The 26,512-nt window shown below is 66.6% G+C and carries 22 protein-coding genes; 13 read left to right on the top strand and 9 right to left on the bottom strand.

Annotated elements, in window-relative coordinates; translation table 11 throughout:
• Positions 1–54 precede the first annotated feature (54 nt).
• Positions 55–1,668: an ABC transporter substrate-binding protein gene (locus FOB72_RS00715; protein ID WP_150370784.1), complete on the bottom strand. Its 1,614-nt coding sequence runs from the start codon at positions 1,666–1,668 to the stop codon at positions 55–57.
• A gap of 120 nt (positions 1,669–1,788) precedes the next feature.
• Positions 1,789–3,111 carry an ArgE/DapE family deacylase gene (locus FOB72_RS00710; RefSeq protein ID WP_150370783.1) on the bottom strand — a complete coding sequence of 441 codons (1,323 nt, stop codon included), beginning with the start codon at positions 3,109–3,111 and terminating at the stop codon, positions 1,789–1,791.
• Between the two features lie 97 nt (positions 3,112–3,208).
• Between FOB72_RS00710 and FOB72_RS00705 the strand changes: the two genes are divergently transcribed.
• The gene (locus tag FOB72_RS00705) at positions 3,209–4,816 is read left to right on the top strand and encodes a PLP-dependent aminotransferase family protein (RefSeq protein WP_191002170.1); all 1,608 of its coding nucleotides are present in this window, start codon (positions 3,209–3,211) and stop codon (positions 4,814–4,816) included.
• A gap of 42 nt (positions 4,817–4,858) precedes the next feature.
• Here the strand turns inward: FOB72_RS00705 and purM are convergent, their stop codons facing one another.
• Positions 4,859–5,911, bottom strand: a complete 1,053-nt coding sequence (purM, locus tag FOB72_RS00700) for a phosphoribosylformylglycinamidine cyclo-ligase (protein ID WP_150370781.1) — start codon at positions 5,909–5,911, stop codon at positions 4,859–4,861.
• A gap of 168 nt (positions 5,912–6,079) precedes the next feature.
• On the opposite strand from purM, the gene FOB72_RS00695 reads away from it, so the two are divergent.
• From FOB72_RS00695 to panB, 7 genes are all read left to right on the top strand, one after another.
• Positions 6,080–7,150, top strand: a complete 1,071-nt coding sequence (locus tag FOB72_RS00695; protein WP_150370780.1) for an AI-2E family transporter — start codon at positions 6,080–6,082, stop codon at positions 7,148–7,150.
• A gap of 14 nt (positions 7,151–7,164) precedes the next feature.
• On the top strand, positions 7,165–7,872 hold the full coding sequence (gene hda / locus FOB72_RS00690) for a DnaA regulatory inactivator Hda (protein ID WP_150370779.1): 708 nt from the start codon (positions 7,165–7,167) through the stop codon (positions 7,870–7,872).
• A gap of 117 nt (positions 7,873–7,989) precedes the next feature.
• Entirely contained in the window at positions 7,990–8,664 is a 675-nt protein-coding gene (locus FOB72_RS00685) for an HAD family hydrolase (RefSeq protein WP_150370778.1), read from the top strand.
• A 1-nt stretch (position 8,665) separates the two neighbouring features.
• Entirely contained in the window at positions 8,666–10,207 is a 1,542-nt protein-coding gene (pcnB, locus tag FOB72_RS00680; RefSeq protein ID WP_150370777.1) for a polynucleotide adenylyltransferase PcnB, read from the top strand.
• Positions 10,208–10,729, top strand: coding sequence for a 2-amino-4-hydroxy-6-hydroxymethyldihydropteridine diphosphokinase (gene folK, locus FOB72_RS00675; RefSeq protein WP_150370776.1), 522 nt, complete (start codon positions 10,208–10,210; stop codon positions 10,727–10,729).
• A gap of 62 nt (positions 10,730–10,791) precedes the next feature.
• Positions 10,792–11,433 carry a deoxynucleoside kinase gene (locus tag FOB72_RS00670; RefSeq protein WP_150370775.1) on the top strand — a complete coding sequence of 214 codons (642 nt, stop codon included), beginning with the start codon at positions 10,792–10,794 and terminating at the stop codon, positions 11,431–11,433.
• Positions 11,434–11,447: 14 nt separating this feature from the next.
• The gene (panB, locus tag FOB72_RS00665; protein WP_150370774.1) at positions 11,448–12,269 is read left to right on the top strand and encodes a 3-methyl-2-oxobutanoate hydroxymethyltransferase; all 822 of its coding nucleotides are present in this window, start codon (positions 11,448–11,450) and stop codon (positions 12,267–12,269) included.
• 31 nt (positions 12,270–12,300) lie between these two features.
• On the opposite strand, the gene pabB is transcribed toward panB, so the two are convergent.
• The 4 genes from pabB to FOB72_RS00645 form a co-directional block, all read right to left on the bottom strand.
• Positions 12,301–14,187, bottom strand: coding sequence for an aminodeoxychorismate synthase component I (gene pabB, locus FOB72_RS00660; RefSeq protein ID WP_150370773.1), 1,887 nt, complete (start codon positions 14,185–14,187; stop codon positions 12,301–12,303).
• A gap of 73 nt (positions 14,188–14,260) precedes the next feature.
• Positions 14,261–15,394, bottom strand: coding sequence for a molecular chaperone DnaJ (dnaJ, locus tag FOB72_RS00655; protein ID WP_150370772.1), 1,134 nt, complete (start codon positions 15,392–15,394; stop codon positions 14,261–14,263).
• A gap of 140 nt (positions 15,395–15,534) precedes the next feature.
• The gene (dnaK, locus tag FOB72_RS00650) at positions 15,535–17,490 is read right to left on the bottom strand and encodes a molecular chaperone DnaK (RefSeq protein ID WP_150370771.1); all 1,956 of its coding nucleotides are present in this window, start codon (positions 17,488–17,490) and stop codon (positions 15,535–15,537) included.
• Positions 17,491–17,685: 195 nt separating this feature from the next.
• Positions 17,686–18,240: a cob(I)yrinic acid a,c-diamide adenosyltransferase gene (locus tag FOB72_RS00645; RefSeq protein ID WP_150370770.1), complete on the bottom strand. Its 555-nt coding sequence runs from the start codon at positions 18,238–18,240 to the stop codon at positions 17,686–17,688.
• A 136-nt stretch (positions 18,241–18,376) separates the two neighbouring features.
• Here FOB72_RS00645 and FOB72_RS00640 point away from each other — a divergent pair, with 136 nt between their 5' ends.
• From FOB72_RS00640 to glcF, 5 genes are all read left to right on the top strand, one after another.
• The gene (locus FOB72_RS00640; protein WP_150370769.1) at positions 18,377–19,795 is read left to right on the top strand and encodes an FAD-binding oxidoreductase; all 1,419 of its coding nucleotides are present in this window, start codon (positions 18,377–18,379) and stop codon (positions 19,793–19,795) included.
• Between the two features lie 16 nt (positions 19,796–19,811).
• Positions 19,812–20,702, top strand: coding sequence for a LysR substrate-binding domain-containing protein (locus FOB72_RS00635; protein ID WP_150370768.1), 891 nt, complete (start codon positions 19,812–19,814; stop codon positions 20,700–20,702).
• A gap of 174 nt (positions 20,703–20,876) precedes the next feature.
• A complete protein-coding gene (locus FOB72_RS00630) occupies positions 20,877–22,385 on the top strand; it encodes an FAD-linked oxidase C-terminal domain-containing protein (RefSeq protein ID WP_150370767.1) in 1,509 nt (502 codons plus the stop codon).
• Positions 22,386–22,442: 57 nt separating this feature from the next.
• A complete protein-coding gene (gene glcE / locus FOB72_RS00625; RefSeq protein ID WP_150370766.1) occupies positions 22,443–23,537 on the top strand; it encodes a glycolate oxidase subunit GlcE in 1,095 nt (364 codons plus the stop codon).
• 23 nt (positions 23,538–23,560) lie between these two features.
• Positions 23,561–24,814, top strand: a complete 1,254-nt coding sequence (gene glcF / locus FOB72_RS00620) for a glycolate oxidase subunit GlcF (protein WP_150370765.1) — start codon at positions 23,561–23,563, stop codon at positions 24,812–24,814.
• Between the two features lie 6 nt (positions 24,815–24,820).
• On the opposite strand, the gene FOB72_RS00615 is transcribed toward glcF, so the two are convergent.
• Together FOB72_RS00615 and FOB72_RS00610 are read right to left on the bottom strand one after the other, a co-directional pair.
• Positions 24,821–25,315 carry a glutathione peroxidase gene (locus FOB72_RS00615; RefSeq protein ID WP_150373685.1) on the bottom strand — a complete coding sequence of 165 codons (495 nt, stop codon included), beginning with the start codon at positions 25,313–25,315 and terminating at the stop codon, positions 24,821–24,823.
• Positions 25,316–25,371: 56 nt separating this feature from the next.
• Entirely contained in the window at positions 25,372–26,511 is a 1,140-nt protein-coding gene (locus tag FOB72_RS00610) for a PilT/PilU family type 4a pilus ATPase (protein ID WP_150370764.1), read from the bottom strand.
• Between the last annotated feature and the right edge of the window lies 1 nt (position 26,512).

Raw genomic sequence — 26,512 nt, 5'->3', positions numbered from 1 at the left:
CGATGTCCCCCCGCCATCTGGCGAGGGGACGGACTCGCTCAGGTCTTCTCGATCTCAGTTCTTCTCGATCGATACGTTGTCGAACGACTCGTTGAGACCGATCGCGGTGGTCACGAGGTTCTTCACGTTCTTGCGATAGAGCGTCGGGAACTCGATCTCGAACAGGTTCGCATTGGCCACGTCGTTCACGAGAATGCGCTGCACCTCGCTATAGAGCTTCTGGCGCTCGGCGGGATCCATCGTCACGCCGGCCTTCGTCCACAGCTCGTCGGCCTGCGGATTGTTGTAGCCCTGCACGTTCGCGAACGGCGTGCCCTTGACGATATTGCGCGCCACGTAGAGCCGCTCCACGCCCAGCGCGGGGTCGCCGTACTGGTACGTGTACGTGATGGTCAGATCGAAGTCCCAGTTGCCCACGCGCGCGGCCCACGTACCCGCGTCGGCGGATTCGATGCTGACCTTGAAGCCGAGCGGCTCGAGCATCTGCTTCACGTACTCGTCGAGTCGATCCCAGTTGGCGCCGTACGACGTCGAGAGGATCTTGATCGGGTACTGGCCCACGTCCACGCCCGACGCCTTGATCTCCTCGCGCGCCTTCTTGAGGTTGAACTCGAACTGCGGAATGTTCTTGTCGAAGAACAGCGTGCTGGACGCGAACGGGCTTACCGCGGGCTTGCCCATGCCGAAGAAGATGTTGTCGACGATCAGCTTGCGGTTGAGCGCATGCATCACGGCCTGGCGCACCTTCACGTTATTGAACGGCGGCTTGCGTTCGTTGAGCAGCATGCTCGCCATCGGCGCGAACATCTCCCAGCCCTTGGTCGTGTACTCGACGTTGGGGATCGCGCGCAGGCGCTTGACGTCCACGTTGTCCACGTCGCCGCCGCGCAGCACCTGTACGTCGCCCTTCTCGAACGCGACCGCGCGCGAGGCCGAATCGGGAATCACGTAGAACACGAGCTCGTCGAGGTACGGCTTGCCCTTCTTCCAGTAGTTCGGATTCTTGACGAGCTTGATATACGCGCCCTTCTTCCATTCCTTGAACATGAACGGACCCGTGCCGACCGGCTTCTGGTTGGCCGGATTGTTCCGGTAGTCGGTGCCTTCGTACAGATGCTTGGGCATCATCGGCATCGTGCCGGTCTCGAACATCGAGATAAACGGCGGGAACGGTTCCTTGAGCTTGATCTCGACGGTCGTGTCGTTGACCGCGCGAATCGACGCCATGTACTTGTTGATGACCGCGCGCGTGCGCACGTGCACCTCGCGCAGCAGCTTGTCGATCGAGAACACCACGTCGGCGGACGTGAACGGCTTGCCGTCGTGCCACTTGACGCCGCTCTGGAGCTCGAACGTGTAGGTCAGGCCGTCCGGCGAGATCTTCCACGACTTGGCGAGTTCCGGCTGCGGCTTCAGGTCCGGCGAATAGGTGAGCAGGCCCTGGTAGATCTTGCCCGCGATGTACTGCGTGGGCGCCTGCGAGTTCATCGCGCTCACCAGAATCGGCGGCTCGGGCTGGACGATGCCCGACAGCGTGCCGCCCGCCGTCTGCGCGAATGCACTGGCGCTCGTAAAGCCCGCCACCACCGCGGCGGACGCGATGACCATGGACATCAGGCTCCCCCTGATGCGCGTCTTGCTGCCGACTGAATTCATGAGGCGTTTCATCGGTCGAATCCTTTTGTTCTGACGAATGTTGTGGACGAGTGAGGGCAACCGGTTGCGGCCGCTTGCGCGGGCCGTCAGCCGGGAAAGGACTTCAGAGGTGAAAAACGATGGGCGGTGCGGTCAGTCCACGGCGGGCTCCACGCCACACCAGTCGTGCAGGAACAGTGCAAACGTGGTGGCCACGCGCGCCATGCTGTCGATCGACACCGATTCGTCGATGCCGTGGATATTGCGCGCCTCGGGTCCGTAGCATGTGACTGGCGTATCGAGCGTCAGCCGGAAATGACGGGCGTCCGTGGTCGCGGTGGTCGCCTCGCGCGCGGGCGGCGTCCCGTGGACCTGTTCGTGCGCGCGCGCGAGCGCCTGCATGGGCGCGTTGTCGAGGTCGAACTCGCAACCCGGCGCGTGAAAGCCTTCGTAGCGAATATTCAGCGTGAGGTTGCTCGCGAGCCGCGCGAGGGTGTCGCGCACGCAGGCCGCCACCTGGGCCTTGGCGTCATCGACATCCATCTGCGGATAGAAGCCGATGCGCACACCGAGCGTGCAGGTGCACGGCACCGACGAGTTCCACTCGCCGCCCTGGATCTGTCCGAGATTGAAATTGATCGGATGCGCGTGATCGCGATACACGGCGGGCCGGTTCTCGGGCAGGTTCCACTGCGCCTCGAGCTTGCGCAGGTCCGCCATCACCGCAATGCCGGCCTCGATCGGATTGACGCCCGTCGTCATGTACGCGGCATGCGCGGGACGTCCCGTGAGCTCCACGAACATCCAGAACACGCCCATCTGCGCGCTCATCAGCCCTTCGCCCAGCGGCTCGGGGATCAGCACCGTGTCGAACGAGGCCAGCTTGCCCGCGCCCACGGCGCTGCGCAATGCGGCCACGGTCGCCAGCGCGCCGTTGCCGGTGTTCTCTTCCTCGAGCACGGCGTTGAAGCCGACCGCGCCCGCGGGCTGCACGCCAAGCGACTTCAGCGCCTTGAACGCGGCCAGCGCGCACACGATGCCGGCCTTCATGTCGCCGGCGCCGCGGCCGAACAGCCAGCCGTCCTCGATATACGGCGCGAACGGATCGCGGCGCCACATCGAGACGGGACCGGTGGGCACCACGTCGAGATGGCCGTTGAACAGCGCCGAGCGGCCGCCGCGCGTGGCGGGACGATGCGTCGCCAGCAGGTTGTAGCGGCCGCCATCGGGACAGCACGACGGCGAATACAGCGGCAGGTCCTTCAGCGCCGCGGTGTTCAGCACGATGTGTTCCGACGGCAGGCCGAGGTCCTGCAGCGCGCGTTCCATGACGTCCACGGCCGGTTGCTCGTTGCCCGACGGACTCGGCGCCGCCACCAGATCGGACAGCGTTTCCACCATATACGGTACGAGTTCGCGAACGGCCTCCGCGATGGAAGCAGTTGTCAGGTTCGTAACGACCGCGCTTTGCGTCATGGGCACTCCCGGAAAAACAACATCGGCACGGATGGAAAATTAGCCGATGGTTGGTACCATCGGTAGGTCCATGTCTTCAATTTTGCGCGGGGCCACTTTGAAAGAGACACTGCTTTCGGAATTGCTGCTGCAACGGCTCGAACGTCCCGGCGGCGCGCCGGCCGAGAAATCGAGCGCGCATATGAATCGCCAGCTGTACGCGATCATTCGCGCGGAAATCCTTGCTGGCGCTGTGCCTGCAGGCAGCAAGCTCCCCGCGTCGCGCGCGCTCGCGAAGGATATCGGGGTCTCGCGCAACACGGTGCTCTATGCGTACGAGCAGTTGCTCGCCGAGGGCTACGTGACGGCATCGAGCGGAAGTGGCACCTTCGTGTCGCATACCGTTCCCGACCATCGTGCATTGCACAACGGCAGTGCGCGTCATGGCACCATGAATGTGCCCGCATCGCAGGCCGGCACGCATCCACATACGAACCGCTCCGCGCTGTCGCGGCGCGGGCAGCATCTGGTCTCGCACGCGAGCGCATCGGATCGCCAGTGGGGCGCGTTCGTCGCGGGCGTGCCCGATGTCTCGCTGTTTCCGCACGGCGTATGGGCGCGGCTGCTGAACAAGCATTGGCGCAATCCCAGTCCGCAGCTGCTCACGTATGCGCACCACGGCGGCCACGCGCCGCTCAAGCAGCAGCTGGCCGAGCATCTGCGCGTGGTGCGGTCGGTGCGTTGCGAGCCCGATCAGATCGTGGTGACCACGGGCATCCATCAGGCCGTCGATCTGATCGCGCGCCTGCTGGCGGACCCTGGCGACCGCGCATGGATGGAGGACCCCGGCTACTGGGGCACACGCAGCCTGCTGCACAGCGCGGGCGTGGAACCCATTCCGGTGCCCGTCGATGAAGAAGGCATCGCGCCGGGTGCCGCGGCGCTGCAGGATCCGCCGCGCTTCATCTTCGTCACGCCGTCGCACCAGTATCCGCTCGGCATGATGATGAGCCTGTCGCGCCGGCGCATGCTGCTCGAATATGCGCGGCAGCGCGGCGCATGGATCATCGAGGACGACTACGACAGCGAGTTCCGCTTCGAGGGCCGTCCCGTGGCCTCGCTGCAGGGGCTCGACGAGCACGACCGCGTGATCTACATGGGCACGTTCTCGAAGACGTTGTTCCCGGGCCTGCGCATGGGCTTCATGGTCCTGCCCAAGCCGCTCGCGCCGCATTTCGCGCTCGCGCTGTCCGAGCTCTATCGCGAAGGCCAGCTCGTGCAGCAGGCCGTGCTCGCGGACTTTATCGAGGAGGGCCATTACGCCACGCATATCCGGCGCATGCGCCAGCGCTACGCGCAACGGCAGGCGCTGCTGCGCGAGGCCATTGCCGCGCGCTTCGGCGCGGACTGGCCCACCTCCACGCACGAGGCGGGCCTGCATATGGTGATGCATCTGCCGCCGGGCGCGGACGACCTCGGCATCAGCATGGCGGCGCGCACGCAGGGCCTGTCGGCACGGCCGCTGTCGCGCTACTACACGGACGACACCCATGCGCAGCAGGGCCTGCTGCTTGGCTATGCATGCGTGCCCGAGGCCGAGATCGCGCCCGCGTTCCGCAAGCTCGCCGAGGTCATCGAGCCCGCGCTCGAGCATCTGGCGCGCACGCGCGAGCCGCGGCGCCCGCTGGCCGCGCGCATCAGCGAGGAGGCGTGGAGCGGCGCATGAAAAAAGCCGGCTTGCGCCGGCTTTTTTTATCGCTGAGGCAGATCAGACCACCACGGTCTGCGCCTGGCCTTCGGCGCGCTCGCGGATCTCGCCGATCTGGTACACGGCCTCGCCGGCCGCCTGCAGATGACGAATCGCGCGATCGGCATCTTCCTTCGCCACGATCACGACCATGCCGATCCCGCAGTTGAACACGCGGTGCATCTCGGCGTCTGCCACATTGCCCTGCGCCTGGAGCCACTGGAACAGCGGCGGCAGCGTCCACGCGTCCTTCTGGATCACGGCGGTCAGGTTGTCGGCCAGCACGCGCGGCACGTTCTCGGTCAGGCCGCCGCCGGTGATGTGGGCCATGCCCTTGACGGGCAGCGTGTCGATCAGCGACAGCAGCGGCTTCACGTAGATGCGCGTCGGCGCCATGATCGCGTCCTGCAGGCGCTGGCCGTGGAAGTCGGCATTCAGGTCCGGACGCGCCACGTCGATGATCTTGCGCACGAGCGAGTAGCCATTGGAGTGCGCGCCCGACGAAGCGAGGCCCAGCACGACGTCGCCCGGGGTGATCGTGGTGCCGTCGATGATCTTGCGCTTTTCCACCGCGCCGACCGCGAAGCCGGCCAGGTCGTACTCGCCGTCCGGGTACATGCTCGGCATTTCAGCGGTCTCGCCACCGATCAGCGCGCAGCCCGACAATTCGCAGCCGTGGGCGATGCCCTGGATGACGGTCGCGGCCGTGTCCACGTCCAGCTTGCCGCAGGCGAAGTAGTCGAGGAAGAACAGCGGCTCGGCGCCCTGCACGAGGATGTCGTTGACGCTCATCGCCACGAGATCCTGACCCACGGTGTCGTGGCGGTTCAGCTGGAACGCCAGCTTGAGCTTGGTACCCACGCCGTCGGTGCCGGAGACCAGCACCGGCTCCTGGAATTTCTTCGACAGCTCGAACAGCGCGCCGAAGCCGCCGATGCCAGCCATCACGCCTTCGCGCATCGTGCGCTTGGCAAACGGCTTGATCCGGTCGACCAGCGCGTCGCCGGCATCGATGTCAACACCGGCGTCGCGGTAGGAAAGGCCTGCCTGGCCGGTGGGCGAAGATGCGCTCATGAGAGTCCTGCTTGACTTGGAAGAGGTGGTCCGGACGGCCCCGCCCGGTCCCGTGTGACGCGGGAAGCAGGCAAGAGTCCAGTAGAATCGCGATTTTAACGGATACCGGCACCCGGCTTCCAGTACTGCCCGATTGCCCACCCGCCAGCTTCGCCCATTGCCTCACCGATGAACGCCCCCCTGCTCTCGCAAGACGTCAAGCGGATCCTTGTCTGGATTGCCGCGGCGGCCGCGCTTTTCGCCGCCATTCTGGCGCTGGCGCCGGTCCTGACGCCGTTTCTGTTCGCGTTCATCTTCGCGTACATCCTCAATCCGGGCGTGGACTGGCTGCAACGCCGCCGCGTGCCGCGCTTTATCGGCGTGACGCTGATGATCGGCCTGCTCGCCGTGATTCTCGTGCTGCTGGTCCTGCTGCTGATTGCCGTGCTCCAGCGCGAAATCCCGCAACTGCGCGATCAGCTGCCCGCGCTGCTGCACAAGCTGAACAACGTGGTGGCGCCGCGCCTCGCCGAACTGGGCGTGCGGGTCCGCTTCGACTTCCCGGGCCTGCGCAGCATGCTGTCGGACCGTTTCTCGGCCAGTCCCGAGGACCTGCTCACGATCATGCTGACGTACCTGCGCGTCTCCGGCTCCGCGCTGCTCGAGATCGGCGGCATGCTGTTCATCATCCCGATCGTCATGTTCTACCTGATGATGGACTGGCATATGGTCATGCGGCGCATCGAGCGCCTGGTGCCGCGCCGCTGGGTGCCGAAGGTCCGCGAACTGTCCAGCGAGACCGATGCCCTGCTGTCCCAGTACCTGCGCGGCCAGATCCTCGTCATGGTGATCCTCGCCGCGATCTATGCGGTCGGCCTGTCGGTCGCCGGCTTCGACGTGGGCGTGCCCGTCGGCATCTTCACCGGGCTGGCCGTATTCATCCCGTATATCGGTTTCGGGCTCGGTCTGGTGCTCGCGATCCTGGCCGCGCTGCTGCAATTCGGCAACTGGTACGGCATCGGGGCCGTCGCGGTGGTATACGGAATCGGTCAATTCGTGGAAAGCTTCTACCTGACGCCGCGTCTCGTGGGCGAGCGCATCGGCCTGCACCCGCTCGTGGTCATCTTTGCGCTGCTGGCATTCGGACAGCTGTTCGGTTTCTTCGGCGTGCTGCTGGCGCTGCCCACCTGCGCGGTATTGCTGGTCGGCGCGCGGCAGGTCCGGCGCGTCTATATCACGAGCGATCTGTATCGAAACTGAGCTTTCCAACCGTCATGTCTTCGCGTCCCAAGCAGCTATCGCTCGAACTCGGCAACCCGCCGCCGTCCACGTTCGAAAACTTCGTCGTGGCGTCGAACCGCGAGCCCGTGCAGCGCCTGCGCGAACTGCCGGAGGCCGTGGCGGCCGAGCATGCCGACGACCGCCTGATCTACCTGTGGGGCGAGGTCGGCTCGGGCCGGACGCATCTGCTGCACGCGCTGTGCGACGCCGGTTTCCATACGGGCCTGAACTGCCGTTACCTGAGCCCGCACCACGCGCTCGCCGATTTTATTTTCGACCCGTCCTGCCAGCTCTACACGGTGGACGACGTGGAATTGCTCGACGAGGCGCGGCAGATCGCCGTGTTCTCGCTGTATAACGAAGTGCGTGCACACGTTCGTACCGCGCTCGTCGTGGCGGGCGGTGCGGCGCCCCGTGTGATGCCCGTACGTGAAGATCTCCGCACACGGCTTGGCTGGGGGCTCGTCTATCAGGTCGCGTCCCTGTCCGATGAGGACAAGATGGCCGCGCTGATCCAGGCCGCGCGCGAGCGCGGACTGCAGCTGTCCCCCGAAATCCCGCACTGGCTCGTCACGCGCCACTATCGCGACATGCCGAGCCTGATGGCCCTGCTCGACGCGCTGGACACCTATTCCCTCGAGCGCAAGCGCGCGGTCACGCTGCCGCTGCTGCGCGAGATGTTCGCCGAATTACGGGAGTGACACCGCCTCGGTTTCATCCTGCAACGCTCGTGCATCGCCCCCGCACCGGTCCGCCCGCCTGCCCCAATGAAGTCCGTAGCCGACCGGCTCATGCACCTTAAGGTAAAATCGCCGCCCATGAATCTGGCACTGTTTGACCTCGACCACACCCTGATCCCGACCGATAGCGACCACGAATGGGGCCGCTTCCTCGTCCGCATGGGCGTCGTCGATGAGGAATCCTATCGCCGCAGGAACGACGAGTTCTATGCGCAATACAAGGCGGGCACGCTCGACATCCAGGCGTTCCTGCGCTTTGCGCTGGCGCCGCTGGCCGCGAACCCGCGCGACCGCCTCGAGGAATGGCGCGGCCGCTTCATGCGCGAGGTCATCGACCCCGTCATCACGCCGCAGGCCCGCGCGCTCGTGTACAAGCACCTCGAAGCCGGCGACCTGTGCGCGGTGGTCACCGCCACCAACAGTTTCGTCACCGCGCCGATCACGGCCGCCTTCGGCATCAAGCACCTGATCGCGACCGAACCCGCAACCGCGGACGGCAAGCCCGACAGCGCCTTTACCGGCGAGGTGGCCGGCGTGCCGAGTTTCCGCGAGGGCAAGATCACGCGCGTCGAATCGTGGCTGAAGGGCCTCGGCGCGCGCTGGGAAGACTTCGGCACCACGACGTTCTACAGCGACTCCGCCAACGACCTGCCGTTGCTCGAGAAGGTCAGCGATCCGATCGCCGCCAACCCGGACGACCGCCTGCGCCACCACGCCGCCGCGGCCGGCTGGCGCATCATGGACCTGTTCTGACGTGATCAAGAAGCTCATCAACAGGCTCCTGGGCAAGCCAGGGCCCAAACAGCGTCTTCTCGGCCGCGCGCACACGCCGCGCATCGTCGGCGTGGAAGAACATCGCATCGATCCCTCGCTGATCTCGCGCAACGCGGTCAAGGTCACCTCCACGCTGCAGCAGGCCGGCTACCAGGCCTTTATCGTCGGCGGCGCCGTGCGCGACCTGCTGCTCGGCATCAAGCCGAAGGACTTCGACGTGGCGACCAACGCCACGCCGGACCAGGTGCAGGCGCTGTTCCGCCGCTCGCGCATCATCGGCCGGCGCTTCCAGATCGTCCACGTGACGTTCTACGGCGGCCGCGAGCAGGAGATCATCGAGGTCTCGACGTTCCGCGCCCTCGTGGATGCCGTGGCCAGCGAGACGCTGCCCGAGGGGCGCCGCCTCAAGCGCAGCGAGCTCGACAGCAAGACCCATGCGATCGATGCGTCGGGCCGCGTGCTGCGCGACAACGTCTGGGGCTCGCAGGCCGAAGACGCGGAACGCCGCGACTTCACGATCAACGCGATGTACTACGATCCGGCCGCGCAGACCGTGCATGACTACCATCACGGCATGGAAGACATCCGCGCGCGCACGCTGCGCATGATTGGCGACCCGGTCACGCGCTATCGCGAAGATCCCGTGCGGATGCTCCGCGTCGTGCGTTTCGCGGCCAAGACCGGCTTCACGATCGACGAACACACGCGCGAGCCGATCGCGGGCCTGGCCTCGCTGATCCACAATGTGCCGAGCGCGCGCCTGTTCGACGAGATGCTCAAGCTGCTGATGTCGGGCCACGCATGGGCTTCGCTGCAGGAGCTGCGCAAGGCGGGCCTGCACAAGGGCCTGCTGCCGCTGCTCGACGTGGCCATCGAGCAGCCGATGGGCCAGCGCTTCGTGCAGCTGGCGCTCGACAACACCGATCGCCGCGTGCAGGCCGGCAAGCCGGTATCGCCGGGCTTCCTGTTCGCGTCGTTGTTGTGGCACCACGTGCTGCAGCGCTGGGAGCGCCTGCGCGAGGAAGGCGAGCACCCCATCGCCGCGCTCAATACCGCGATGGACATGGTGCTGGAGAAGCAGACCGGCCAACTCGCGATCCAGCGCCGCTTCGTGACGGATATGCGTGACATCTGGGGCATGCAGCCGCGTTTCGAGAAACGCGTGGGCCGCATGCCGTTCCGGCTGCTCGAGTCGCCGCGTTTCCGCGCCGGCTTCGACTTCCTGCAACTGCGCTGCGAATCGGGCGAGCAGCCCGCGGAGATCGCGCAGTGGTGGGCCGACTTCCAGAATGCGCCGCCCGACCAGCGCGAGGATCTGATCGCCTCCGCGCGGCCGTCGCGCAACGCGCAGGCCGAGGCCGACGGCCCGGGCAGCGGCCCGGCAGGCGCCGTGAAGAAAAAGCGCCGTCGGCGCGGCCCGCGGAAATCGGATAAAGTCTCCACGCGGGGCGACACGGACGCGGCGGATGGGGGTCAGGCCGCAGAATCAGGGTCCGGCCGCGCCCAGCCGGAGGACACATAAATGACACTTGCCTATATCGGCATCGGCGCCAACATTGGCGATGCCCGCCAGGCACTGAAGGACGCGATCGTGTGCCTGGCCCAGCAGGTCGGCATCACGGTCGTGGCCAAATCCTCGTTCTATCGCACCGCGCCGGTCGACGCCGGCGGTGACGACTATTTCAACGCCGTGGTGAAGGTGGAAACACCGTTCACGGCGCCGCAGCTGCTTCGCATCTGCCATCACATCGAGGATCAGTTCGGACGCGAGCGGCCGTTTCGCAACGCGCCGCGCACGCTCGATCTCGACCTGCTGCTGTTCGGTGCCGACATCATCGACACCGAACCGCTGACGGTGCCGCATCCGCGCATCACCGAGCGCGCGTTCGTGCTGGTGCCGCTGGTGGAACTCGATCCCGAGCTCGTCATTCCGGGCCGCGGCCGCGCCGCCGATCATTTGCCGCGCGTACAGGACCAGCGCATCGAGAAGTTTTCCTCATGCAAGTGTCCGCGGCTCGCGCAACAGGGCGCCGCCGCTTCCTGAGCCGGTCCGCGCCGCGGACCTCGCCGTATTGCTGAATTCCTTCCAATCACGCGCGCCGACTCATGCTCGAACATCTCCGCCGCATCGTCATCGAAGGTCCCGTGGGTTCCGGCAAGAGCGCGCTGGCGCAGCGCCTCGCGCGCACCCTGCAGGCCGGCGAACTGCCCGACGGCGCGCGGCGCAGCCCGTTCCTCGAGCGGTTCTATCGCGAGCCGCAGCGTTATGCGCTGCCGATGCAGCTCTCCTGCCTCAACGCGCGCATCCAGCAGCTTGAACACTGGCACGCCGCGCTGCTGGCCACGCAGCGCATGGTCACCAATTTCCTCTACGAGCGCGATCGCCTCTACGCGGCGCTGACGCTCGAGGCCGACGAACTCGCGCTCTACGATGCGCTGGCCGCGCGCATGCCGCCGCGTCCGCAGCGCGCGGACCTCGTGATCATGCTGCAGGCCACGCCCTCGCTGCTGCGCGAGCGTATCGCGCGCCGCGGGCTGCCGGGCGAGTCCCATGTCGATGAAGCGTATCTGCAGCGCCTCGTCGATGCGTACGGCGAACTGTTCCATCGTTACGACGACGCGCCGGTCATGATCGTCGATACCGCGCATTTCAATCCGGTGGACAATGACGACGATTTCCGTACACTGATGTCGCGCATAGAAACGATGCGGGGCCGCAGAGCCTTCCTGAATTTCGCCGCGCGATAACGATACGGATTCCCATGAGCTACCTCCTCGACCCCTCCCGCAAGACCGTCACCCTCCCGAAGCTGCAGGCGATGCGCGATGCCGGCGAAAAGATCGTCATGCTGACCGCGTACGACTCGAGCTTCTCCGCGCTGCTCGATTTCTGCGGCGTGGAGGTGATTCTCGTCGGCGATTCGCTCGGCAACGTGATGCAGGGGCAGCAGACCACGCTGCCCGTCACGCTCGCGCACATGGTGTATCACACCGAATGCGTCGCGCGTGGCAACCAGACCGCGCTGCTGATGTCGGACCTGCCGTTCGGTACCTACGCCACGCCAGAGATGGCCTATGCGAGCGCCGTCGCGCTGATGCGCGCGGGCGCGCATATGGTCAAGATCGAGGGCGGCGAATGGCTGGCGCCGACCGTGCGCTTTCTCGTCGAGCGCAGCATTCCGGTGTGCGCGCATATCGGACTGACGCCGCAGTCGGTGCATGCGCTCGGCGGCTTCAAGGTGCAGGGCAAGACCGATGAGGGCGCGGCGCAGCTCAAGCGCGATGCGGTGTCGCTGCAGGAAGCCGGCGCGCAGATCGTGCTGATGGAAGCGGTGCCGGCCGCGCTGGCGGCCACGGTGACGTCGCTGCTGAAGGTGCCGACGATCGGCATTGGCGCCGGTGTCGATTGCACGGGGCAGGTGCTCGTGCTGCAGGACATGATCAATGTCTACCCGGGCCGCAAGGCGAAGTTCGTGCGCAACTTCATGGAAGGGCAGACGTCGATCGAAGGCGCGGTGCGCGCCTATGTGGCCGCGGTGAAGGATGGCAGCTTCCCCGCGCCGGAACACACGTTCTCGGCCTAGTACCGGCCCAGTACCCGGCCCAGTACCCGGCCTAGTACCCGGCCTGGGACGCGTCCACGACGACCGCCGTCATCGCGCCGCGCAGCGCGTTGCATACCACCACCCGCTGCGCGCGCGCGAACATCGCGCGCGTGATCGTGGCCTCGCGAGCGGGGCCGTCGAGCGTCGCGTCGCCCTGCCTAACACCTTGGCTGACACCTTGTTCCAGTAGTTGTGCACGCATCACGCCCGGCAGGATGTCCGCCGACAGCGGCGGTGTCAGCCACTCGCCGTCGATCTTCGCGAACACCGAACTGCGCCCGCCTTCGAGCAACTCGCCCCGCGTGTTGAAGAACAGCCGGTCGAATGCGCCGCGCCGCTCCGCGTCCTGCCACCCCGCGTCGTAGACCGCGCGCGCGCTCGTCTTGTAGCGCCGCAGCGGATCCGCGTCGGGCAATGGCTCCGCCGCGATATCGACCGCTACCGGCTGCGCCAGCGGCACAAGCGCACCGCTCGCAAAGGCGAGCGTGCCCGCCTTGTCCACGCTGACACGCAGACGCCAGTCGCCGTCGCCCAGCCGCACGGCCTCGGCCTGCACGGCGCGCGCCGCGGCTTCCGCATCGAATGCAAACCCGAACGCCGCCGCCGACGCGGCGAGTCGCGCCAGATGCCGCGACTGCGCGATGCACACGCCGTCGCGCGCGTGCATCGTCTCGAACAGCGTGAAACCCGGATCGTGCGCGGTAAGAAAGCGCGCCTTCCACCCGCATTCCGTATATTCGTCGGCCGCCACGCTGTCGTGCACGATGCCGCCGCCCACGCCCATCTCGCCGGCCCGCAAGCCGTCGTCCCCCATCGCATCGAGCACGAGCGTGCGAATCGCCACCGACATCGCGAACGCGCCATCGGGATCGAGCCAGCCGATCGCACCGGTATAAATGCCGCGCGGCGACGACTCGAGCGCCGCGATGATCTCCATCGTCCGGCGCTTGGGCGCGCCCGTGATCGACCCGCATGGAAACAGCGCGGCCATCAGGTCGCCGAAGCGTGTGCCGGCACGCGCTTCGGCCGTGACCGTCGACGTCATCTGCAGCACGCGCCCGAACGGCGTCACCGCGAACAGATCCGGCACCCGCACGCTGCCCGGCACCGCCACGCGGCCGAGATCGTTGCGCAGCAGATCGACGATCATCACGTTTTCCGCGCGGTTCTTCGGGTCGGCCGCGAGCGCGCGCGCGATCTCCGCGTCCTCCGCGGCATCGCCGCCGCGCGGCGCGGTGCCCTTCATCGGCCGCGCGAGCAGATGGCCGTTGCCGTCGTGCGCGACGAACAGCTCGGGTGACAGCGACGAGACCCAGCGGTCGCCGGGCAGCCGCGCAAGCACGCCGTACGGTACGGGCTGCGCCGCACGCAGTGCCGCATGCAGTGCCACGGGGTCGCCGAACATCGCGAACCGCAGCCGCTGTGTGAAATTGACCTGGTAGGTATCGCCGGCCTCGATCCAGTCGTGGATCCGGGCGATTGCGTCCGCATAGGCGGGCCACGGCGTATCGCTGCGCACGCCGAGCGCGCCGGCCGGTCCCGCCGCCGCGTTCGATGCGAGCCATGCACCGACATCGTCCGCGGTCATGCGCTGCAGCGTGCGGAACCACAGCACGCGCAGCGCGCCGTCATGGAACGGCAATGCGCCGCCCATGTGGACAGGTGCGCCAACCAGCGCGCCGCCGAACTCGTACGGCGCGAACAGCGTGGCATGGAGCCCCTCGCGCCAGCCCGCGCTCAGCAGCGCGTCGAGCGTCCGCACGTTCGCGCCGGCCGGCACGACATCTTCGCGAACGAAGTCCGTGTAGAGGCGCGATACCGGGTCTGCCGCGGGCGCGGTGGCATCGTCGAGCAGGACGAAGGGCGAACGGGAGAGGACGGGGACGGAAGAAGGCAAGGGGAAAGAAAAAGGGCAATGCGCGACGACGAAGCATTATCGCGCATTGCCCTCCTGACCCGGGGACAGGCTATCAGCTGAAGAAGCTCTTCACCTTGTCCAGCCAGGATTGCTCCTGCGGACTGTGGCGCGAACCGCCCTCGTGGACCGAGCGGTCGAACTGGCGCAGCAGTTCCTTCTGCGACTCGGTCAGCTTGACCGGGGTCTCGACGACCACGTGCACATAGAGGTCGCCCGGATAGCCCGAGCGCACGCCCTTGATGCCCTTGCCGCGCAGCCGGAACGTCTTGCCCGCCTGCGTGCCCTCGGGCACCGGGAACGACGCGCGGCCGTTCAGCGTCGGCACTTCGATATCGCCGCCGAGCGCCGCGGTCGCGAACGAGATCGGCATCTGGCAATGCAGATCGTCGCCATCGCGCTCGAACACCGCATGCGGCTTGATATGGACTTCGACGTACAGGTCGCCCGGAGGACCGCCGTTGATGCCCGGCTCGCCATTGCCCGACGACCGGATGCGCATGCCTTCGTCGATGCCCGCGGGAATCTTCACCTCGAGCGTCTTCTGCGACTTCAGCTTGCCCTGGCCATGGCACTTGGTACACGGCTTCGGGATGAACTTGCCGCTGCCGTGGCACTTCGGGCAGGTCTGCTGCATCGTGAAGAAGCCCTGCGACACCCGTACCTGGCCGACGCCGTTACACGTCGGGCAGGTTTCCACCGACGAACCCGGTTCCGCGCCATTGCCGTGGCAGTGGTCGCATTCGTCCCAGTGCGGCACGCGGATCTGCGCCTCGTGGCCATGCGCGGCCTGCTCGAGCGTGATCTCCATGCTGTAGCGCAGATCGGTCCCGCGATAGACCTGCGGACCGTTGCCGCGGCGCCCGCCGGCCTGCTGGCCGAAGATGTCGCCGAAGATATCGCCGAAGGCCTCGGCAAAGCCGCCGTAGCCCTGTCCGCCGCCGAAGCCGCCGGCCATGTTGGGGTCCACGCCCGCGTGACCATACTGGTCGTACGCGGCCTTCTTGTCCGCGTCCGACAGCATCTCGTAGGCCTCCTTGGCCTCCTTGAACTTGTCTTCGGCGTCCTTGTTGTCCGGATTGCGGTCCGGGTGGTACTTCATCGCGAGCTTGCGATAAGCCTTCTTGATCTCTTCGTCGCTCGCGTTCTTGCCTACCCCGAGCACTTCGTAGTAATCACGTTTTGCCATGGTGGCTCTTACCTGATAAATAAGCAAAAAGCCGAGCGCGGCATCCGGGTGCGGTTTTCACCGCGATCCTCGAATCTCCGTCGCCCGGCGTCGGGTCGGGGGCGGCGCCGGCATCACCCGCGCCGCCGCCCGTTCCCGCTTTACTTCTTGTCGTTGACTTCCTTGAATTCGGCATCCACGACGTTGTCGTCCTGCGGCTGCGCCTGCTGATGCGCACCGCCGGCACCCGCCGCGCCCGCATCGCCCGCCGCACCGGCCGCGCCAGCCTGCGCCTGCATATCGGCGTAGACCTTCTCGCCCAGCTTCTGCGCGGCTTCCGACAGCGCGGTCACCTTGGTATCGATTTCCGCCTTGTCGCCGCCACGGGCCGCTTCTTCCAGCTCGCGGATCGCGGCTTCGATCTTCTCCTTCTCGCCGGCTTCGAGCTTGTCGCCATGCTCGGTCAGTGCCTTGCGGGTGGAGTGGATCAGACCGTCGGCCTGGTTGCGCGCATCGGCGAGCTCGCGGGCCTTCTTGTCTTCCTCGGCGTTCGCCTCGGCGTCCTTCACCATGCGCTGGATCTCGTCTTCCGACAGACCGGAGTTCGCCTTGATGGTGATCCGGTTTTCCTTGCCGGTTGCCTTGTCCTTGGCGCCCACGTGCAGGATGCCGTTCGCGTCGATGTCAAACGACACCTCGATCTGCGGCGTGCCGCGCGGTGCCGGCGCAATGCCTTCGAGGTTGAACTCGCCCAGCAGCTTGTTGCCGGTCGCCATTTCACGCTCGCCCTGGTAGACCTTGATGGTCACCGCGGGCTGGTTGTCGTCGGCGGTCGAGAACACCTGCGCATGCTTGGTCGGGATGGTCGTGTTCTTCGTGATCATCTTGGTCATCACGCCACCCAGCGTCTCGATGCCCAGCGACAGCGGCGACACGTCCAGCAGCAGCACGTCCTTGCGGTCGCCCGACAGCACGGCACCCTGGATCGCGGCACCGACGGCCACGGCTTCATCGGGGTTCACGTCCTTGCGCGCTTCCTTGCCGAAGAACTCCTTGACCTGTTCCTGCACCTTGGGCATGCGAGTCATGCCGCCGACCAGGATCACGTCGTCGATGTCGCTCACGCGCACGCCGGCATCCTTGATCGCGATGCGGCAAGGCTCGATCGTGCGGGCGATCAGTTCCTCGACCAGCGCCTCGAACTTGGCGCGGGTGATCTTCAGGTTCAAGTGCTTCGGACCCGAGGCATCCGCCGTGATGTACGGCAGGTTGATTTCGGTCTGCTGCGAGCTCGACAGTTCGATCTTGGCCTTTTCGGCGGCTTCCTTCAGGCGTTGCAGCGCCAGCACGTCCTTCGACAGATCGACGCCCTGTTCCTTCTTGAACTCGCCGATGATGTAGTCGATCAGGCGCTGGTCGAAGTCCTCGCCACCGAGGAACGTGTCGCCGTTCGTCGACAGCACTTCGAACTGCTTCTCGCCGTCCACGTCCGCGATCTCGATGATCGAGATATCGAACGTACCGCCACCGAGGTCATACACGGCGATCTTGCGGTCGCCCTTCTCGTTCTTGTCCATGCCGAACGCCAGCGCGGCCGCGGTCGGCTCGTTGATGATGCGCTTGACGTCCAGGCCCGCGATGCGGCCGGCGTCCTTGGTCGCCTGGCGCTGCGAGTCGTTGAAGTAGGCCGGCACCGTGATCACGGCCTCGGTCACCGGCTCGCCCAGGTAGTCCTCGGCGGTCTTCTTCATCTTGCGCAGCACTTCGGCCGACACCTGCGGCGGTGCCAGCTTCTGGTCGCGCACGCCTACCCATGCGTCGCCGTTGTCGGCCTTGACGATGGCGTACGGCATCAGGCCGATGTCCTTCTGGACTTCCTTCTCTTCGAACTTGCGGCCGATCAGGCGCTTCACCGCGTACAGCGTGTTACGCGGATTGGTCACCGCCTGGCGCTTGGCCGGCGCGCCGACCAGGATTTCGCCATCTTCCATGTAGGCGATGATGGAAGGCGTCGTGCGAGCGCCTTCGGAATTCTCGATGACCTTCGGCGTATTGCCTTCCAGCACCGAAACGCAGCTATTGGTGGTACCCAAGTCGATACCGATGATCTTACCCATTTCTGTTCTCTCCTATTGAGCCCCGCGCTTTTGGGGGACTGCAATTCAACCTGAGTGCGAAATGTGGCCGTCCGAGGGCTTTTCAAGGGTCAAAATGACATTTCCGAGTAATTTTCTCGGTTATGCCATCCAACCCCGTCGCGTGTCATCGACCCGCCACACCCGCAGGGATTTGCCCGTTAAAGAGGCTTATTATTAACTTTTTCGTTCCCGCTGCCACAGGACGTCGCTGCCGCCCGCCGCGCGGTTCAGCACGCGAGCGAGCACGAACAGCAGGTCGGACAGCCGGTTCAGGTACTGGCGCGGCGCTTCGTTGAGCGCCTCCGTCGCGCCGAGCGCCACCAGTGCCCGCTCCGCCCGCCGGCAGACCGTGCGGCAGACGTGCGCCGCCGCCGCGGCACGCGAGCCGCCCGGCAGGATGAACTCGGCCAGGCGCGGCAGGGCGCCATTGTAATGTTCCAGCCACGTGTCGAGTTGCGCGACCTGCTCGGTCTGGAGCAGCGTGTAGCCTGGAATCGACAGTTCGCCGCCCAGGTCGAACAAATCGTGCTGTACCGCAACCAGTGCGTCGCGCACGTCGGCGGGCACGCCGGGCTCGGTCAGCAGCAACCCGATATGCGAATTCAGCTCGTCCACGTCGCCGATGGCGGCGATGCGCAGGCTGTTCTTGCCGGTGCGGCTGCCGTCGCCCAGCCCGGTGGTGCCGGCGTCGCCGGTGCGCGTGGCGATTTTCGACAGGCGGTTGCCCATGCGGTCTCCTTGGTGTCCGATGCGGTGTCGAGGATGGAATGCGCGCATTATGGCGCCGCATGGGAACGGCAGGAAGCCGCGCGCGGCCACGGGCGTAGAATGTCGGCATTCAAGAAGCCCGCCGGAGACGCCCGCCATGAACCACCCCACCCCTGCCTCCGCGCTCGCGCGCCGGCCGCTGCCGGATATCGTCGCGCAGACGCTCGCCGCGCGCTTCGGCGACCGCTTCACCACGTCCGCCGGCGTACGCGAGCACCATGGCCGCGACGAGTCGCCGTTTCCGCCCGAGCCGCCCGATGCCGTGGTGTTCGCCCAGACCACCGAGGAAGTCGCCGAGGTGGCCCGCCTGTGCAACGCGCACGCGGTGCCGCTGATTCCGTATGGCGCGGGCTCCTCGCTGGAGGGCCATCTGCTGGCCGTGGCCGGCGGCATCAGCCTGGACCTGTCCCAGATGAACCGCGTGCTCGCCGTGCAGGCGGAGGACCTGACCGCCACGGTGCAGACCGGCGTGCTGCGCAAGCAGCTGAATCAGGAGATCAAGGACACCGGACTGTTCTTCCCGATCGATCCGGGCGCCGACGCCTCGATCGGCGGCATGTGCGCGACGCGCGCGTCCGGGACCAACGCCGTGCGCTACGGCACGATGCGCGAGAACGTGCTCGCGCTGACCGTGGTGACTGCCGACGGCCGCGTCATCCGCACCGGTACCCAGGCCCGCAAGTCCTCGGCCGGTTACGACCTGACCCGCCTGTTCGTCGGCAGCGAGGGCACGCTCGGCATCATCACCGAGGTGACCGTGCGCCTGTATCCGCAGCCCGAGGCGATTTCCGCGGCCGTCTGCGCGTTCCCGAGCATGGGCGACGCCGTGCGCGCGACCATCGAGACCATCCAGCTCGGCGTGCCCGTGGCCCGCGTGGAATTCGTCGATGCGCTCGCCATCCGCGCGATCAACCGTCACGACAACATGACGATGGCGGAGACGCCGCACCTGTTCTTCGAATTCCACGGCACCGAGGCCGGCGTGCGCGAGCAGGCCGAGACCGTGCAGCAGATCGCCGCCGAGCATGGCGGACAGGGCTTCGAATGGGCCACCCGCCCCGAGGACCGCAGCCGGCTCTGGAACGCGCGCCATACCGCGTTCTTCGCGATGCTGCAGCTGAAGCCGGGCTGCAAGTCGGTGACCACCGACGTCTGCGTGCCCATCTCGCGCCTGGCCGAATGCGTGACCGAGACCGAACGGGACCTCAACGCCTCGGCGCTGCCGTGCCCCATCGTCGGCCATGTGGGCGACGGCAATTTCCACGTGGCGATCCTCGTCGATCCCGCGAAGCCCGAAGAAATGGCCGAAGCGGAGGCCATCAACCGCCGCATCGTCGAGCGCGCGCTGGCCATGGGCGGCACCTGCACCGGCGAGCACGGCGTGGGACTGCACAAGAAGGCGTTCCTCGTGCAGGAGCATGGCGAGGATGCGCTGGACCTGATGCGCGCCATCAAGGACGCGCTCGACCCGAACCACATCCTCAACCCCGGCAAGATCTTCAGCGCGGCGCGCTAGGCCGGGGGCGCAGAACATGGCATCGGTTTTCCATCGCGTCCCGCCGCTGCACCTGCTGATCGCGTTCGAGGCCGCCGCGCGGCTGGGCAGCTTCGCGCGCGCGGCCGAAGAACTGTCGGTGACACCCAGCGCCGTGTCGCACCGCATCAAGAACCTCGAGGAGCTCTGGGGCGAGGACCTGTTCGTGCGCTCCAACGCGGCGCTGCGGCTCACCGCGGCCGGCGCGCGCTACCAGCGCAACGTGCAGGATGCGCTCAAGTCCCTGAACGAGCTGGCCCGCCCCGAGTACAACAAGATGCGCACGCGCCTGCGCGTGGCCATTCCGCCCACGTTCGGGCGGCAGCACCTGGTGCCGCGCCTGCCCGAATTCGGCGCGCTCTACCCGCATATCGACCTCGAACTGCACCTGGCCATCCCGTTCGTGGACGTGAAGGCCGAGGACACCGACGTGGAGGTGCGCTACGGCACGGGCCGCTATCCGGACCTGCGCACCACGAAACTGCTCGTGGAGCCCGTATTTCCGGCCTGCGGGCGCGAGTATTACGACCGCATCAACGGGCGGTCGATCACGAAGCCCGCCGACCTCCATAACCTCGTGCTGCTGCGCAGTCCGCTCGAACCGTGGCGGCCGTGGTTCGAAACGGCGGGCCTCGACTGGCCGGAGCCGCAGACCGGGCCCCAGTTCAACGATATCGGCCTGCTGCTCGAGGCCATTGCGTCCAATCAGGGCGTAGCGCTCGTGCGCCAGCGCATGGCGCGCCAGTGGCTCGCGGCCGGCCAGATGGTGAAACTGCTCGATATCGAGTCCGTGTCCCCGCACGGCTACTACATCGTCGAGCGCGAGCAGGCGCCCCTCAAGCCCGAAGCGCGGTATTTCGTGGACTGGCTGCTGGGCCTCGACTGGTAACCCCTCTGCCCCGCTCCGGCGACTAATCTGGAGGGAGACATACCGGACTCGCGCCACGCGCGGCATGAGCAGTTTTGATCGGTCTGCCATGCCGAATTCACGTGGACAAACGCGCTCGCGGCGGAGGGGCTGCGCTATAGTCAGCGCACCCTGCCGGCCGCTACAGGAGTTGCCATGAACGCCCCGCAAGATGCCCAGACACTGATGAAGGACGCGCCCGACGCCGAGCAGCGCCGCGCGGCCCTGCTCGCCGGCCTCGCGCGCATCCTGCCCGACACCGCGATCCTGTGGAAATCCGAAGACACGGTGCCGTACGAATGCGACGGTCTCGCGGCCTACCGGCAGGTGCCCGATGCCGTGGTGCTCCCCGATACCGAGGATCAGGTCTGCGAAGTGCTGCGCCTGTGCCACAAGCTCGGCGTGCCCGTGGTGCCGCGCGGCTCGGGCACGAGCCTCTCGGGCGGCGCGATGCCGATCGCCGGCGGCCTCGTGCTGTCGCTCGCGAAGTTCAAGCGCATCGTCAAGGTCGATCCGCGCTCGCGCACGGCCGTGGTCCAGCCCGGCGTGCGCAATCTCGCGATCTCCGAGGCGGCCGCGCCGTTCAATCTGTACTACGCGCCCGATCCTTCGTCGCAGATCGCCTGCTCGATCGGCGGCAACGTCGGCGAGAACTCGGGCGGCGTGCACTGCCTCAAGTACGGCCTGACCGTGCATAACGTATTGCGCGTGCGCGGCGTGACCATGGAAGGCGATGTCGTGGTGTTCGGCTCGGAAGCGCCGGACGCGCCGGGGCTCGATCTGCTGGCCGCGGTCATCGGCTCCGAGGGCATGCTCGCGGTGGTGACCGAGGTGACCGTGCGGCTGATCCCCAAGCCCCAGCTCGCGCAGGTGATCATGGCCAGCTTCGACGACGTGGAGAAAGGCGGCAATGCGGTCGCCGACGTGATCGCCGCCGGCATCATCCCGGCGGGGCTCGAGATGATGGACCGCCCGGCCACGGCCGCGGTGGAAGAGTTCGTGCACGCGGGCTACGACGTCGAGGCCGCCGCGATCCTGCTGTGCGAGTCCGATGGCACGCCCGAAGAGGTGGCCGAGGAAATCGAGCGCATGAGCGAGGTGCTGCGCGCCTCGGGCGCGACGCGCATCACGGTGTCGCAGAGCGAAGCCGAGCGGCTGCGCTTCTGGAGCGGCCGCAAGAACGCGTTTCCGGCCGCGGGCCGCATCTCGCCCGACTACTACTGCATGGACGGCACGATTCCGCGCAAGCACATCGGCACGCTGCTCAAGCGCATCGAGCAGATGGAGCCCAAGTACGGGCTGCGCTGCATCAACGTGTTCCATGCGGGCGACGGCAACATGCATCCGCTGATCCTGTTCAATGGCGAAGATCAGGACGAGTGGCACCGCGCGGAACTGTTCGGCGCCGATATCCTCGAGTCCTGCGTCGAACTCGGCGGCACGGTCACGGGCGAGCATGGCGTGGGCGTCGAGAAGCTCAATTCGATGTGCGTGCAGTTCTCGCCCGCGGAACGCGAGGCGTTCTTCGGCGTGAAGGCCGCGTTCGATCCGGCGCGCCTGCTCAATCCGGACAAGGCGATTCCCACGCTCGCGCGCTGCGCCGAGTACGGAAAGATGCATGTGAAGCGCGGACTGTTGCCTCACCCTGACCTGCCGCGTTTCTGAAGGCCCTGCAGATACCGAAGTACCGATAACGACAACGAGACAACCCCCACAGCCTTCATGGAAGCGATTCTCGACGACTTTCGCGCGGCCATTCGCGCGGCCAACGAAACCCGTACCCCGCTGCGCCTGCGCGGCGGCGGCAGCAAGGATTTCTATGGCCAGACGCTGGCCGGCAGCGTGCTCGACACGACGGCCTACAAGGGCATCGTCGACTACGATCCGGCCGAACTCGTCATCACCGCGCGCTGCGGGACGCCGCTGACCGAGATCGAGGCCGCGCTGGCCGATTGCCGCCAGATGCTCGCCTTCGAGCCACCGCACTTCTGCGCGCCGGGCCTTGCCACGCTCGGCGGCGCCGTCGCGGCAGGCTTGTCCGGTCCGCGCCGCCAGTCGGCCGGCGCGCTGCGCGACTTCGTGCTCGGCGCGCAGCTGATGGACGGCCACGGCCAGGTCATGAGCTTCGGCGGGCAGGTCATGAAGAACGTGGCGGGCTACGATGTCTCGCGCCTGCTGGCAGGCTCGCTCGGCACGCTCGGCATCATCCTCGAGGTCTCGCTCAAGGTCATGCCGGTGCCGTTCGGCGATGCGACGCTGCGCTTCGCGGCCTCGCAGCAGGACGCACTCGATCGCCTCAATACGTGGGGCGGCCAGCCGCTGCCGGTGGCGGCATCGGTATGGCACGACGGCGTGCTGCACGTGCGCCTGTCCGGCGCCACCGCCGCGATCCGCTCGGCCTGCGAGAAGCTCGGGGGCGAACGCGTGCATGAAGCGGAGGCCGTGGCGTTGTGGCATACCCTGCGCGAACAATCGCATCCGTTCTTTGCGCCGGCGCACGATGGCGCGGCACTGTGGCGCATCGCCACGCCGACCACGGCGCCGATCCTGCCGCTGCCGGGCGCGCAACTGGTGGAATGGGGCGGCGGCCAGCGATGGTGGATCGCGCCCGCCGACGCCGGTGACAGCGCGGCCGAGGCCGTGCGCGCGGCCGCGCAGGCCGTCGGCGGCCATGCCACGCTGTTCCGCAACGGCAACAAGGACGCGGGCGTGTTCACGCCGCTTGCCTCGCCACTCATGGCCATCCATCAACGACTGAAGGCGACGTTCGATCCGGCCGGCATCTTCAACCCGCAACGCATGTATCCCGGTCTCTGAACCGCCACGCCAAGGTCCCCACCATGCAAACTACCCTGGCCGAATTCCTGCGCGACACGCCCGAGGGCGAGGAAGCCAAGTCGATCGTCGGCAAATGCGTGCACTGCGGTTTCTGCACGGCCACCTGCCCCACCTACCAGTTGCTCGGCGACGAGCTCGACGGTCCGCGCGGCCGCATCTATCTGATGAAGCAGATGCTGGAAGGTCATCCCGTGACCGAATCCACGCGCCTGCACCTGGACCGCTGCCTGACCTGCCGCAACTGCGAATCCACATGTCCGTCGGGCGTGCGCTACGGCCGCCTCGTCGACATCGGCCGCAAGGTCGTCGATGACGTGCTGGCCGATGCCGGCGTCGAGCGGCCCGCGAACGAGCGCTTCAAACGGTGGGCATTGCGCGAGAGCCTGACGCGGCCCGCGCTGTTCCGCCCCGCGCTGCGCATGGGGCAACTCGTGCGGCCGCTGCTGCCGCAGACGCTGCGCAACAAGGTGCCGGCGGCGGCGAAGATGGCCGCGCCCGGCAAGTGGCCCACCGCCACGCATGCGCGCAAGATGCTGCTGCTGGAAGGCTGCGTGCAGCCGGCGATGTCGCCCAATATCAATCCCGCCACCGCGCGCGTGCTGGACCGCCTCGGTGTGCAGACCGTGGTCGCGCGCGAGGCAGGCTGCTGTGGCGCCATCCGCTTCCATACCGGCGATCACGCGGGCGGCCTCGACAACATGCGCGCCAATATCGACGCATGGTGGCCGCATATCCAGGCCGGCGTCGAAGCCATCGTGATGAACGCGTCCGGCTGCGGGGCGATGGTCAAGGACTACGGCCATCTGCTGCGCGACGATCCGGCGTATGCCGAGCGCGCGGCGCGTGTGTCCGAACTCACGCGCGATATCTCCGAGATCCTGCCCGCGTTCTCCGACGAACTGCACCGGCTGGCCGGTGCCGTCCCGCGCAGCAGCCGGCGCATCGCGTGGCATCCGCCGTGCACGCTGCAGCATGGCCAGCAGATTCGCGGCAAGGTGGAAGGCCTGCTCACGGGCCTCGGCATCGAGGTCAAGCTCTGCGCCGACAATCACCTGTGCTGCGGCTCGGCTGGCACGTACTCCGTGCTGCAACCCGAGCTGTCCTACCGGCTGCGCGACGACAAGCTCGCCCGGCTACAGGCGACGTCGCCCGAGACCATCGTGTCCGCCAATATCGGCTGCATCACGCATCTGCAGAGCGGCACCGACACGCCGGTGATGCACTGGGTGGAACTCGTGGACCGGATGCTCGGCTAGGGCCCGTCAGGCGCCCGGGTCGGCGAGCAGCGTCTCGATATCGCCGCGGATTTCCTCGGGCTTGGTCGTCGGGGCGTAGCGTTTGAAGACGGTGCCGTCCCGGCGCACGAGGAATTTGGTGAAATTCCACTTGATGGCCTGCGTGCCGAGCACGCCGGGCTTCTCGGCGGTCAGCCAGCGATAGAGCGGATGCGCGTCGGCGCCATTGACGTCGATCTTCGCGAACAGCGGAAAGGTGACCTGGAAACGCGATTCGCAGAACGCGCCGATCTGCGCGGCATCGCCTGGCTCCTGCTTGCCGAACTGGTTGCACGGAAAGCCGAGTACCTCGAAGCCACGGTCGCCATATACGTCATGCAGCGCCTGCAGGCCCGTGTATTGCGGCGTGAAGCCGCATTCGCTGGCCGTATTGACGATCAGCAGGACCTTGCCGCGGAAGTCGGAGAGCGAGACCGGTTCGCCCGTCAGGGCATTCGCCTCGAATTGGTAGACGTTACGAATATCGTTGGTCATGGGGCGGACTCCTCGAAAAAGGAGCCGCCAGCATAACGCATTGCTCAGATCACGTTGAGGTGTTCGGTGCCCGCGGCGATGTCGGTATCGCGATGCCGCTTGCTGTGGAGCTTGATCATGAGCCGCAGATCGTTGAGCGAGTCCGCGTTCTTGAGCGCGTCCTCGTAGGCGATCTTCTCCGCCTCGTAGAGTTCGAACAGCGCCTGGTCGAACGAGATCATGCCCTGCTCGCGGGACTTCTTGATGACTTCCTTGAGCTCGTGGATCTCGCCCTTGAAGATCAGGTCCGCCACCATCGGGGTGCCGATCATGATCTCCACCGCGGGCACGCGGCCCTTCTGGCCCGCGCGCGGCAGCAGGCGCTGCGAGATCATGGCCTTGAGGTTCAGCGACAGATCGATCAGCAGCTGCTGGCGCTTCTCCTCGGGGAAGAAGTTGACGATCCGGTCGATCGCCTGGTTGGCATTGTTCGCGTGCAGCGTGGCCAGGCACAGGTGGCCCGTTTCCGCGTACTGCATCGCGTACTCCATCGTGTCGCGATCGCGGATTTCGCCGATCAGGATCACATCGGGTGCCTGCCGCAGCGTGTTCTTCAGCGCCACGTGCCACGACTCGGTATCGATGCCGACCTCGCGCTGCGTGATGATGCAGTTCTGGTGCGCGTGCACGTACTCGATCGGATCCTCGATCGTGATGATATGGCCGTACGAATGCGCATTGCGGTAGTCGAGCATGGCCGCGAGCGACGTCGATTTGCCCGAGCCCGTCGCACCGGTCACGATCACGAGGCCGCGCTTCGCCATCACGATGTCGTGCAGCGACTCGGGCAGGTCCAGATCCTCCACCGATGGAATGCGCGTGTTGATCGTCCGCACGACCATGCCGGCCTTGCCCTGCTGCACGAATGCCGACACGCGGAAGCGGCCCGCATTCGGTGCCGTGATCGCGAAGTTGCATTCGCTCGAGTTGTCGAACTCCTGCACCTGCCGCTCGTTCATGATCGAGCGCACGAGGCCCAGCGCCTGCGTCGGGTTCAGCGGCTGCTGGGAAACCGGCGTGATCTTGCCATCGACCTTGATGGCCGGCGGGAAATCGGACGTGATGAACAGGTCCGAGCCGCGGTTGTTGACCATCAGTTCCAGCAGGTCGTTGATGTACTTCGAAGCGGAATCTCGATCGAGCATC

It is taken from the genome of Cupriavidus pauculus (assembly GCF_008693385.1).
GTDB lineage: Bacteria > Pseudomonadota > Gammaproteobacteria > Burkholderiales > Burkholderiaceae > Cupriavidus > Cupriavidus pauculus_D.
Note: the sequence above shows the minus strand (reverse complement) of the source record. Positions and strands in the feature narration are given on the sequence as shown.

Coding starts and splice junctions, on each gene's coding strand:
- FOB72_RS00715 (WP_150370784.1), bottom strand. CDS start 1,668: ATGAAACGCCTCATGAATTCAGTCGGCAGCAAGACGCGCATCAGGGGG.
- FOB72_RS00710 (WP_150370783.1), bottom strand. CDS start 3,111: ATGACGCAAAGCGCGGTCGTTACGAACCTGACAACTGCTTCCATCGCG.
- purM (WP_150370781.1), bottom strand. CDS start 5,911: ATGAGCGCATCTTCGCCCACCGGCCAGGCAGGCCTTTCCTACCGCGAC.
- FOB72_RS00695 (WP_150370780.1), top strand. CDS start 6,080: ATGAACGCCCCCCTGCTCTCGCAAGACGTCAAGCGGATCCTTGTCTGG.
- hda (WP_150370779.1), top strand. CDS start 7,165: ATGTCTTCGCGTCCCAAGCAGCTATCGCTCGAACTCGGCAACCCGCCG.
- FOB72_RS00685 (WP_150370778.1), top strand. CDS start 7,990: ATGAATCTGGCACTGTTTGACCTCGACCACACCCTGATCCCGACCGAT.
- folK (WP_150370776.1), top strand. CDS start 10,208: ATGACACTTGCCTATATCGGCATCGGCGCCAACATTGGCGATGCCCGC.
- FOB72_RS00670 (WP_150370775.1), top strand. CDS start 10,792: ATGCTCGAACATCTCCGCCGCATCGTCATCGAAGGTCCCGTGGGTTCC.
- panB (WP_150370774.1), top strand. CDS start 11,448: ATGAGCTACCTCCTCGACCCCTCCCGCAAGACCGTCACCCTCCCGAAG.
- dnaJ (WP_150370772.1), bottom strand. CDS start 15,394: ATGGCAAAACGTGATTACTACGAAGTGCTCGGGGTAGGCAAGAACGCG.
- dnaK (WP_150370771.1), bottom strand. CDS start 17,490: ATGGGTAAGATCATCGGTATCGACTTGGGTACCACCAATAGCTGCGTT.
- FOB72_RS00645 (WP_150370770.1), bottom strand. CDS start 18,240: ATGGGCAACCGCCTGTCGAAAATCGCCACGCGCACCGGCGACGCCGGC.
- FOB72_RS00640 (WP_150370769.1), top strand. CDS start 18,377: ATGAACCACCCCACCCCTGCCTCCGCGCTCGCGCGCCGGCCGCTGCCG.
- FOB72_RS00635 (WP_150370768.1), top strand. CDS start 19,812: ATGGCATCGGTTTTCCATCGCGTCCCGCCGCTGCACCTGCTGATCGCG.
- FOB72_RS00630 (WP_150370767.1), top strand. CDS start 20,877: ATGAACGCCCCGCAAGATGCCCAGACACTGATGAAGGACGCGCCCGAC.
- glcE (WP_150370766.1), top strand. CDS start 22,443: ATGGAAGCGATTCTCGACGACTTTCGCGCGGCCATTCGCGCGGCCAAC.
- glcF (WP_150370765.1), top strand. CDS start 23,561: ATGCAAACTACCCTGGCCGAATTCCTGCGCGACACGCCCGAGGGCGAG.
- FOB72_RS00610 (WP_150370764.1), bottom strand. CDS start 26,511: ATGCTCGATCGAGATTCCGCTTCGAAGTACATCAACGACCTGCTGGAA.